Raw genomic sequence first — 9,465 nt, 5'->3', positions numbered from 1 at the left:
CGATCTCGCGTTGAATCTCCTTCAATATGCGATTCTCACCCAGCTTGGTCCGTGGATTTCTGACTCAGTAAGATTAGTGCTCGGCTGCGATGGTGGCCCAGCAGGTGATCGCGCTGCAGACCGAGCTCCAGCGGCCAAAACCCTTGTAGATCTGGGCTGCGACCTGCTCCTGCTGCTTCAGTGTGCCCTCGGCCTTGATCTGCGGGTCGGAGACGTTGCGGATCGCAAGCCAGCGCGGTGCCTTCGCGCCCATGTCCTTGGCGACGAGGCCCAGGATCGCATCGCCCATCTCGGAGACGTCGCCGAGGCCTTGGAGATGGAAATGATCGTCCGAGGTATCGAAGCCGAAGAAATCGGTGGTGACCACCGACGAGCTCAATCCGCTCGGCTTCACCACGAAGATTTTCGGTGGCCGCGTATTGTCCTTCGGCAGTTGCCCGGCATTGGCCTTGAACAGCGTCCTGGCCTCTGCAAAGCGCGTCGTCTTCGCCGACTTGCTCGAGAAATGCTCCTGCGCGAATGGCTGCTTCTTGAATTTCGACATGCAGTCGAAGCGAACGATCGGGCTGACGATGACGTCGCCGACCTCGACCTCCTTGCCGATGCCGCCGGCGGTTCCCGTGGTGATGACGAGCGAGGGCTGCACCTCCTGGATGATCTGGCGCCACACGTCGATGTTCGGCAGTTGCGGGCCGTCCTGCGACATGTGCGAATCGGACTTGAAGATCACGACCTTCTTCTTGCCGATCATCGTGGTCCAGTAGGTGCCGAGCCGCTTCAGCTCCATGGCCGGGCAGCCATTGCGCATCTTCTTCGAGATGGTTGCGAAATTGTGCTTGTAGGGCAGGTAGTCGTTGCGGGAGTCCTTGCCCGGCGTCAGCACGCGGCTCAGCGCATGGCCCTCGTCGACGGTCCAGGTCACCACCAGCACGTCACCGCGCGGCAACGGGCTGTTGCCGTTGCCCCTCGGCTTCGGCCCGGTCTGCGGCGCGAGCCCTTTCGGCCAGGGAATGTCGGTGAAGCGCGACAGGCCGGTCGCGGTAGAGAACGCCATGAACTCGCGGCCTGCGGGCGATTCCGAATCGAAATCGATGATCTCGCGCTGAAAATCTTCCGGCGAAACTTTTGCCGACCGCTTCACCGCTGCATCCGCCAGGCGCTTGACCGCATAGGTCGCGCGCGGCGGCGGTGTCGTGATCGGATCGAAACCCAGATTTCTCTGAACCCATTTGCGGTCAGCCAGCATCGCTAAACTCCTGCGCCAAATGATTTGACAGTATCTTCCATTGGTCGGCCAAGCGGACCGACGGTTGCAATTTTAAATCGAGTTCGCCGATCTCAATTGGTCCGAGCCACTGACCAATTCTGTTCCGGATTGAAGCTGTCGATGTTTTGATCGGTAAGACAAAGGTTTTCGTGAAAAATATCGTCCGGCATCTGAACCAAATTCGATCTCAGATTACACCTATAGTTGAATACCGGCAATCGCCCTTCCAATCACAAGCGGAGGAAGTCATGGCAGGCACGATGAAACGCGTGGTACTGGCGAACAGCGCACGGAAGTTGCCGAAGGGGGCCAAGCTGATCGGCGCGGCCGATCCCAAGCAGGAGATTGAGATCAGCGTCCGCCTGCGCGCCAAGCGCTCCGACGACGAGACCGTGATGGCGCTGGGTGCACAACTGCCGCGTGAGCGACAATATTTTTCTCGCGCCCAATTTGCCGAGCAGATGGGCGCCGATCCCGCCGACGTCTCCAAGATCGACAATTTTGCGCATCACCACGACCTCAACGTCAAGAGCGTGCATCTGGCCTCGCGCACGGTGAAGCTGACCGGCACGGTGAAGGCACTCAGCGCGGCCTTCGGCGTCAAGCTCAACAAGGTCAAGCACGAGGGTGCGACCTATCGGATGCGCAAGGGCAGCGTGCAGATTCCGGCCGAGCTCGAGGGTATCGTCATTGGCGTGCACGGGCTGGACAATCGTCCGGTCGCGCGTCCGCACTTCCGGCACAAGCGGATCGGACGGGCGGCGATCGCGCACGCGGCGCAGAGCCGCAGCTTCTCGGTCGAGCAGATCGCCCAGCTCTACAACTTCCCGGACGGCGAGACTGGCGCCGGCCAGTGCATCGCCATCATCGAGCTCAACGACATCGACCAGAAGGGCAAGCCGACAGGAGCCGGTTACAAGACCTCGGACCTGAAGACGTTCTTCAAGAAGGCGGGAATCCCGATGCCGCAGATCGCGCCGGCGAGCGTCGATGGCGGCGCCAACAAGCCCGGCCATTCCGATGCCGATGGCGAGGTCGTGCTCGATATCGAGGTTGCGGGCGCCATCGCGCCCGGGGCCAAGATCGTGGTCTATTTCGCGCCCAACACCACCAACGGCTTCATCGATGCGGTGAAAGCCGCGGTCCACGACAGCGCGCGAAAGCCGTCTGTGATCTCGATCAGCTGGGGCGGCCCCGAAGATCCGGAAAACTCACAGCAGTTCCTCGACGGTCTGAATGAAGCGATCCGCGACGCGGCGGCGATGGGTGTCACCGTCTGTGTCGCCTCCGGCGACAACGGCTCGGCCGACATGGGTTCGGACTGGGACGGCAAGCCGCATGCGGATTTCCCGGCGTCGAGCCCGTTTGCGCTGGCCTGCGGCGGCACCAATCTCAAGGCGCCGAACGGCCAGATCCAGGAGGTGGTCTGGAACGGTGGGCCGCAAGATGGCGCGGGGGGCGGCGGCGTCAGCGTCGTATTCGCCCAGCCGAAATACCAGGCCAACGCCCATGTCCCGAAATCGCCGGCGCGTCACAGCGGGCGCGGAGTGCCCGACGTCGCGGGCGACGCCGATCCGGCCACCGGCTATCAGATCTTCCTCAACGGCGCCGGTGCCACGATCGGCGGCACCAGCGCGGTGGCGCCACTGATGGCCGGGTTGATCGCGCGGATCAATGAGGCGACGACCAGGAAGTTCGGCAAGACGGTCGGCTTCATCAATCCGCTGATCTACGCAGCCGGCGCGCAAGGCGCGTTCCGCGACATCACCAGCGGCAACAACGACATCACCGGTCAGTTGCGCGGCATGTACAAGGCCGGCCCCGGTTGGGACGCCTGCTCCGGTCTCGGCGTTCCCAACGGTACGGCCTTGCAGGATCTCTTGGCGGCGTGATTCACGCTTGTTTTGAGACGCGTCTGCTCCGAGGGCCGAGAGCTGGTGCGTTTGCCTCAGCTCTCGCGTCCCGGACGCGACGCAGAGCCGGGACCCATCTCACCCCGGGCTGTGGGCCCCGGCTCTGCAGCGCACCGCTGAAGGAGCGCTGCGCCGCGTCCGGGGCAGGAGAATCTCGCTATGAGCCATGCTTATGCGCGTGCTTGCGCGGCTTCGCCTTCCCTTCGCCCGTCGGGATCATCACCACGCGGCCGTAGCGCACGCCGCGTTCGGCGATGATGTGGTCGGCGAAATGCTTGACCTCGTCGGCGGATCCCCTCAGCGCCGTCATCTCCATGCAATTGTCGTCGTCGAGATGGACGTGCAGCGTGGCGAGCGCGAGGTCGTGATGGCCGTGGAATTCCTGCACCAGGCGTTTGGAGAGATCGCGCGCCGCGTGGTCGTAGACATAGACGAGGCCGGCAACGCAGGGACCGGTCTGCGCGGTGTCCTCCGCCGTCTGCTGCAACCCCGCCCTGGCGAGGTCGCGGATGATCTCCGAGCGGTTCTGGTAGCCGCGCGCCACGGCCGCCGCATCGATCTCCGCCAGCAAATCGTCCTCGATCGTGATCGTCACCCGCTGCATGGAACGCTCCCCGCGCGCCGCGCGATGTCACGCGGCATCAACGAAACCGTTCTACACGGATTTCGCAGGCGTCACAGCCGTGTTGCTCGAAGCCGGAGCGCGTTGCCGACGACGCTGACCGACGACAGCGCCATCGCGGCGGCCGCGATGATCGGCGACAGCAGGATGCCGAAGGCCGGATAGAGGATGCCGGCCGCGATCGGGATGCCGGCCGCGTTGTAGATGAAGGCGAAGAACAGGTTTTGCCGGATGTTGCGCATCGTCGCCTGCGACAGTTTTCGCGCGCGCACGATGCCGGTGAGATCGCCTTTGAGCAGGGTGACGCCGGCGCTTTCCATGGCCACGTCCGTGCCCGTGCCCATGGCGATGCCGACCTCGGCCGCGGCCAGCGCCGGGGCATCGTTGACGCCGTCGCCGGCCATCGCGACGGTGCGCCCGGATGTCTGAAGCCTGGTCACGACCGCGCTCTTCTGATCCGGCAGCACCTCGGCTTCGACGTCGGCGATGCCGAGCCTGCGCGCGACGGCCTCGGCCGTGGTGCGGTTGTCGCCCGTCAGCATGATCACCTTGATGCCCTCGGCGGCGAGATCCTTCAGGGCCTGCGGCGTCGTCGCCTTGACCGGATCTGCGATCGCGAACAGCCCGGCCAGCCTGCCATCGACCGCCATGTTGATGACGGTTGCGCCGTCCTGGCGCAGCCGCTCTGCTTCCGCATCGAGCGGCGTCGTGTCGATGCCGATCGAGCTTAGATATTTTGCGTTGCCGAGCACGATGGTCTTGCCGTCGACCTTGCCGGTCGCACCCTTGCCGGTCGGCGAATCGAACTGATCGACCGCGCCGAGTCCGAGCTGCTTCTCCGTTGCCGCGCGCAAAATCGCATCCGCCAGCGGATGCTCGCTGGCGCGCTCGACGCTTGCAGCGAGGCGGAGGAGATCGTCCTCGGCAAATCCGACAGCGGGGACGATCGCGACCACCTTCGGCTTGCCCTCGGTCAGCGTGCCCGTCTTGTCGACCACGAGCGTGTCGATCTCCTCCATCCGTTCCAGCGCTTCGGCGTTCTTGATCAAGACGCCTGCCTGAGCGCCGCGGCCGACGCCGACCATGATCGACATCGGTGTCGCGAGCCCGAGCGCGCAGGGGCAGGCGATGATGAGCACGCTGACGGCCGTCACTAGGCCGAAGGCGAGCCGCGGCTCCGGGCCGAACCAGGCCCATGCGGCAAAGGCAATGACGGCGACGGCGATCACCGTCGGCACGAACCAGCCTGCGACCTGGTCGGCGAGACGCTGGATCGGCGCGCGCGAGCGCTGGGCGTCGGCGACCATCTGCACGATCTGCGACAGCAGTGTCTCGCGCCCGACCATCTCGGCGCGCATGATGAAGCTGCCGGACTGGTTAAGTGTCCCCGCGATGACCTTTGCGCCGGCCTCCTTGGCGACCGGCATGGATTCGCCGGTGACGAGGGATTCATCGAGCGCGGAACGCCCCTCCAGCAGAACGCCGTCGACCGGCACCTTCTCGCCGGGGCGGACGCGCAAGCGGTCGCCGGCATGAAGCGTGTCGATCTCGACCTCGTGCTCGCCGCCGTCGGCGTCGATGCGCCGTGCGGTCTTCGGCGCAAGCTGCAGCAGCGCCTTGATCGCGCCCGACGTCGCGTCGCGGGCGCGCAGCTCCAATACCTGGCCGAGCAGCACCAGCACTGTGATGACAGCGGCCGCTTCGAAATAGACCGCGACCGCGCCGTCGTGCCCCCTGAAGTTTGCCGGAAAGATCTGCGGCGCCAGCGTCCCGAACAGGCTGTAGACGTAAGCGACAACCGTGCCGATCGCGATCAGCGTGAACATGTTGAGGTTGCGCGTGACCAGCGATTGCCAGCCGCGCACGAAGAACGGCCAGCCGGCCCACAGCACGACGGGTGTGGCGAACACGAGCTGGATCCAGTTCGAGAGCGTCGGATCAATCCAGTTGTGCGGGCCGGCGAGGTGGCCGCCCATCTCCAGCACGACCGCCGGCAGCACCAGCGCGCCGCCGATCCAGAATCGCCGCGTCATGTCGGCAAGCTCCGGATTGGGGCCGGTGTCGAGGCTCGCCACTTCCGGCTCCAGCGCCATGCCGCAGGTCGGGCAGCTTCCGGGACCGACCTGGCGGATCTCGGGATGCATCGGGCAGGTATAGATGGTGCCCGCAGGCATCTTGGGGTCGCTCGCCTTTTGCTCTTCCGTTCCCTTGGCGAGATATTTGGCGGGATCGGCCGCGAATTTGGTGCGGCAGCCGGCGGAGCAGAAATGGAAGGTCTCGCCGTGATGTTCGAAGCGGTGCTTCGATGTCGCGGGATCGACCGTCATGCCGCAAACGGGGTCGCGGACCTTGTCGCTGGACGCAGCGTGATGGTGATGGGCGTGGCCGGAATGATCGCCATGGCCGCTGCAGCAGGATGATGCCGCGGGCATTTTCACTGGCGGGGCAGCCTTGGCGGAACAACCGCATCCGGTGTGGTTAGCGGTTGCGTCGACCCGTTTGTGTTCGGCTTCGTCCATTCCAGCGCTCCGGCCTTGGTTCCGGTCTTGGCTCGGTCTTGGCTCCGGCCTTGCAACCCATACCCGGTAGGGGTATATAGACGTCATGCGCAAGGACATCAAGGCATCCGTCGGTAAACGTCTCGGCCGGATCGAAGGGCAGGTCCGCGGCCTCTCCAAGATGGTCGAGGAGGACCGCTACTGCATCGATATCGTGACGCAGATTTCCGCCGTGCGCGCCGCGCTGCGCCGGGTCGAGGAGGAGATCCTGAAAGACCACGTCGCCCACTGCGTCGAACACGCGATCTCGAGCGGGAGCAAGACGGATCAGCGGGAAAAGATCGCGGAGCTGATGGCGGTTATCAGCCGCGCGGAACGGTAGCGGTCGCCACACGCTCAACCGTCATCGCCCGGCTTGACCGGGCGATCCAGTACTCCGAGAGGTTCGTTATGAATCGATGAGCCACGGCGTACTGGATTCCCCGCTTTCGCGGGGAATGACAGCGGTGAGAGGCCGAAGCGCTTCCCGCTACAGCGAGTCCCCAAGATACACATCCCCAGGCTTTCGCCAGGACGACCTCGGGGCTGGCACTACGCCGCGACATCGCGCGTCCGCGCGCGGCGCCTTGGGCGATACATGGCGATGCTCTTCAAAAACGGAAAGCGTTCCCTGACGGAAACGCGCGCGGCGGTGACGGCCTTGGCCGCACTCACTTCTTGAGCCGGAACTTCAGCCGGCGTTTCTTCGTCAAGCGCTTCAGGAACGAGCGGCGGCGAACGGAGCGTTTCTGGAAACACACTGAAAGTGCCCGCTACCTCCTCGAGCGGCTTCTGCTTGTCGGCCCAGTGCAGGGTTGTGTAGTCGAAGCCGTGCACGATGGTGGGTTTGACGACCTCGAAATAGGGCGAGATGTCGAAGTCGCGGGGCATGTAGAGCGAGGAATCGCGGATATGGAGGATCTCGCGGCGCGCCTGCCGGCTGCCGGCCTTGGTGATCTTGGGCAGGATCGGATAGCGCACGGCATCGAAGGCCTGCGCGATCAGCGCCGAGCAGATGATCTTGGTCGGATCGCCCGAGCCAATCGCGATCATGCGCCGCCGCCAACGCTGCGGGATCGGCAGCGGAAACAGAAAGCGCATCAGGTCCAGGATGTTCTTGGTGTCGTAGCCGAAGCCGATGCGGTTGATTGCGTAGCGGCAGACGGTGGTACGGTCCTCGTAGGACAGTCCCACCGGACGGCACAGCCTTGTGTGATACGGATAATATTTCGAGAGCGGAGCCGAGGTGACGCCTTCGCCGATATTGGCCTCGATCAGCACGTGCTGCTCGCCGTCGGACTCTTCGGCGCCCTCGACGGGGCCGACATAAAGCGCGGCATGCGACCAGGTCGACTGCGTGAGATATTTGATGATTCCGGAGATGCGGTTGTTGCCCTCGACCAGCAGGACGTCGCCGGGCTGGATGACGCCGCGAAGATGCTCGGGATCGCTCGGCGTGAACGGCTCGTAGCCCGGCACCTCCTTGGAGAGGTACGCGGCAATCAGCTTGCCGACTGAGTCTAGGACGGTCCCCATTGCGAGCTCCCCGCAGCCTTTTCCGGCTGCCTTTTTCCCTTCTCTATCATGGTCGATACGCGTTGCAATTTGGTTCATTGCGCACGGCGATCAAGTACGATTGATTCACCATGATGGTTGCCGCGCTGCGCCAGATACGGCAAGGTTCGCTAGCTGTTCCCGTTCGCTTCAAGTCCCCGGAAACCATGACATGACAATCACGCGCCGCAGCTTCCTCTCGGCGTCGGCGGCGTTCGCCGTAGCACCGACCCTGCGCGCGGCCGCCGCACCCCTGCCGCGCGAGGCTGACATCGTCGTGATCGGGGCCGGCGCGGCGGGCATCGCTGCAGCGCGGCGAGTGATGGCGGCCAATCGCAAGGTCGTGGTGGTGGAAGCGGCAAGCCAGATCGGCGGCCGCTGCATCACCGACAGCACCACGTTCGATACCGCATTCGATCGCGGCGCGCGCTGGATGCACAACCCCGACACCAACCCGATGATCCGCCTTGCGCGCAGCGTCGGGCTCGACGTGTCGCCGGCCCCCGCCGGCCAGAAGATGCGCATCGGCCGCCGCAACGCGCGCGCCGGCGAGACCGAGGAATTCCTGGCGGCACTGGTGCGCGCCAATCGCGCCATCGACGAGGCCTCGCGCGGCAAGCTCGACACCTCCTGCGCGTCGGTGCTGCCAAAGGACCTCGGCGACTGGGCGGCTACGGCCGAATTCCTGCTGGGCGCGAATTTCGCCGGCAAGGACCTCAAGGAGCTCTCGGTCATCGACAAGGCGCGTGCGCAGGACCGCAACGCAGCGATCGCCTGCAAGCAGGGCCTGGGCACGCTGATCGCCAAGCTCGGCGAGCAGGCGCCGGTTGCGCTGTCGACGCCGGCAAGCCGCATCCTCTGGAGCAATCGCGACGTCAGCGTCGAGACGCCGGCCGGCAAGATCGTCGCGCGCGCCGCCATCATCACCGTCTCGACCAACGTGCTCACGGCTGGCGCGATCAAGTTCGCGCCCGATATCCCCAAGCGCACGCTCGACGCAGCCTCAAAGCTCAGCCTCGGCAGCTACGATCACATCGTGTTGCAGCTGCCCGGCAATCCGCTCGGGCTCGCGCGCGACGACATCCTGATCGAGCAGAGCAATTCGACCCGCACCGCGCTCTTGTTCGCCAATATCGGCGGCTCCTCGCTGTGCTCGATCGACGTCGGCGGCTCCTTCGGCCGCGACCTGTCGGAGCAGGGCGAGCAGGCGATGGCCGCATTCGCGAGGGACTGGCTGACAAAGCTGTTCGGTAGCGAGGCCACTGCGGGTATCAAGAAGGTCAGCGCGACGCGCTGGAATGCCTCGCCATTCGTGATGGGCGCAATGTCGGCCTCCGCGCCCGGCGGCCAGCTCTCGCGAAAGATCCTGACCGAGCCGATCGGTTGCATCTATCTCGCCGGCGAAGCCACGCACGACACGCTCTGGGGCACCGTCGATGGCGCCTGGGAGAGCGGCGAGCGCGCCGCCGAAGCCGCGCTGCGCCGCATCGGCGCGCTCAGGGATGAGCCGGCCGAGGTGCCGACGCAATCGACGAAGCGGAGGCAAAAACGTTAGACGTCGTCCCGGACAAG

7 protein-coding genes are annotated in these 9,465 nt (G+C 65.0%); 3 read left to right on the top strand and 4 right to left on the bottom strand.

Going from position 1 to position 9,465, the window contains the following annotated elements; genetic code table 11:
* Positions 1-73: 73 nt before the first annotated feature.
* Positions 74-1,246 carry a phosphorylase family protein gene (locus SO139_RS35335; protein WP_449383212.1) on the bottom strand — a complete coding sequence of 391 codons (1,173 nt, stop codon included), beginning with the start codon at positions 1,244-1,246 and terminating at the stop codon, positions 74-76.
* Between the two features lie 269 nt (positions 1,247-1,515).
* Between SO139_RS35335 and SO139_RS35330 the strand changes: the two genes are divergently transcribed.
* Positions 1,516-3,159, top strand: coding sequence for a S53 family peptidase (locus tag SO139_RS35330; RefSeq protein ID WP_449383213.1), 1,644 nt, complete (start codon positions 1,516-1,518; stop codon positions 3,157-3,159).
* 178 nt (positions 3,160-3,337) lie between these two features.
* Here SO139_RS35330 and nikR read toward each other — a convergent pair whose 3' ends face one another.
* Together nikR and SO139_RS35320 are read right to left on the bottom strand one after the other, a co-directional pair.
* Complete coding sequence (nikR, locus tag SO139_RS35325) at positions 3,338-3,784, bottom strand: nickel-responsive transcriptional regulator NikR (protein WP_449383214.1); 447 nt, start codon at positions 3,782-3,784, stop codon at positions 3,338-3,340.
* Positions 3,785-3,855: 71 nt separating this feature from the next.
* Positions 3,856-6,321, bottom strand: coding sequence for a heavy metal translocating P-type ATPase (locus SO139_RS35320; RefSeq protein WP_449383215.1), 2,466 nt, complete (start codon positions 6,319-6,321; stop codon positions 3,856-3,858).
* Positions 6,322-6,406: 85 nt separating this feature from the next.
* Here SO139_RS35320 and SO139_RS35315 point away from each other — a divergent pair, with 85 nt between their 5' ends.
* Positions 6,407-6,682, top strand: coding sequence for a metal-sensitive transcriptional regulator (locus tag SO139_RS35315; RefSeq protein ID WP_449383216.1), 276 nt, complete (start codon positions 6,407-6,409; stop codon positions 6,680-6,682).
* Positions 6,683-6,891: 209 nt separating this feature from the next.
* On the opposite strand, the gene SO139_RS35310 is transcribed toward SO139_RS35315, so the two are convergent.
* Positions 6,892-7,875: a YiiX/YebB-like N1pC/P60 family cysteine hydrolase gene (locus SO139_RS35310; RefSeq protein ID WP_449383217.1), complete on the bottom strand. Its 984-nt coding sequence runs from the start codon at positions 7,873-7,875 to the stop codon at positions 6,892-6,894.
* Positions 7,876-8,065: 190 nt separating this feature from the next.
* Between SO139_RS35310 and SO139_RS35305 the strand changes: the two genes are divergently transcribed.
* The gene (locus tag SO139_RS35305) at positions 8,066-9,448 is read left to right on the top strand and encodes a flavin monoamine oxidase family protein (protein WP_449383218.1); all 1,383 of its coding nucleotides are present in this window, start codon (positions 8,066-8,068) and stop codon (positions 9,446-9,448) included.
* The last annotated feature ends 17 nt before the right edge of the window (positions 9,449-9,465 follow it).

It is taken from the genome of Bradyrhizobium sp. UFLA05-89 (assembly GCF_059803475.1).
Note: the sequence above shows the minus strand (reverse complement) of the source record. Positions and strands in the feature narration are given on the sequence as shown.

What these genes read in the sequence shown, in the direction of transcription:
- SO139_RS35335 (WP_449383212.1), bottom strand. Translation starts at nt 1,246, where the DNA reads ATGCTGGCTGACCGCAAATGGGTTCAGAGAAATCTGGGTTTCGATCCG.
- nikR (WP_449383214.1), bottom strand. Translation starts at nt 3,784, where the DNA reads ATGCAGCGGGTGACGATCACGATCGAGGACGATTTGCTGGCGGAGATC.
- SO139_RS35330 (WP_449383213.1), top strand. Translation starts at nt 1,516, where the DNA reads ATGGCAGGCACGATGAAACGCGTGGTACTGGCGAACAGCGCACGGAAG.
- SO139_RS35310 (WP_449383217.1), bottom strand. Translation starts at nt 7,875, where the DNA reads ATGGGGACCGTCCTAGACTCAGTCGGCAAGCTGATTGCCGCGTACCTC.
- SO139_RS35315 (WP_449383216.1), top strand. Translation starts at nt 6,407, where the DNA reads ATGCGCAAGGACATCAAGGCATCCGTCGGTAAACGTCTCGGCCGGATC.
- SO139_RS35320 (WP_449383215.1), bottom strand. Translation starts at nt 6,321, where the DNA reads ATGGACGAAGCCGAACACAAACGGGTCGACGCAACCGCTAACCACACC.
- SO139_RS35305 (WP_449383218.1), top strand. Translation starts at nt 8,066, where the DNA reads ATGACAATCACGCGCCGCAGCTTCCTCTCGGCGTCGGCGGCGTTCGCC.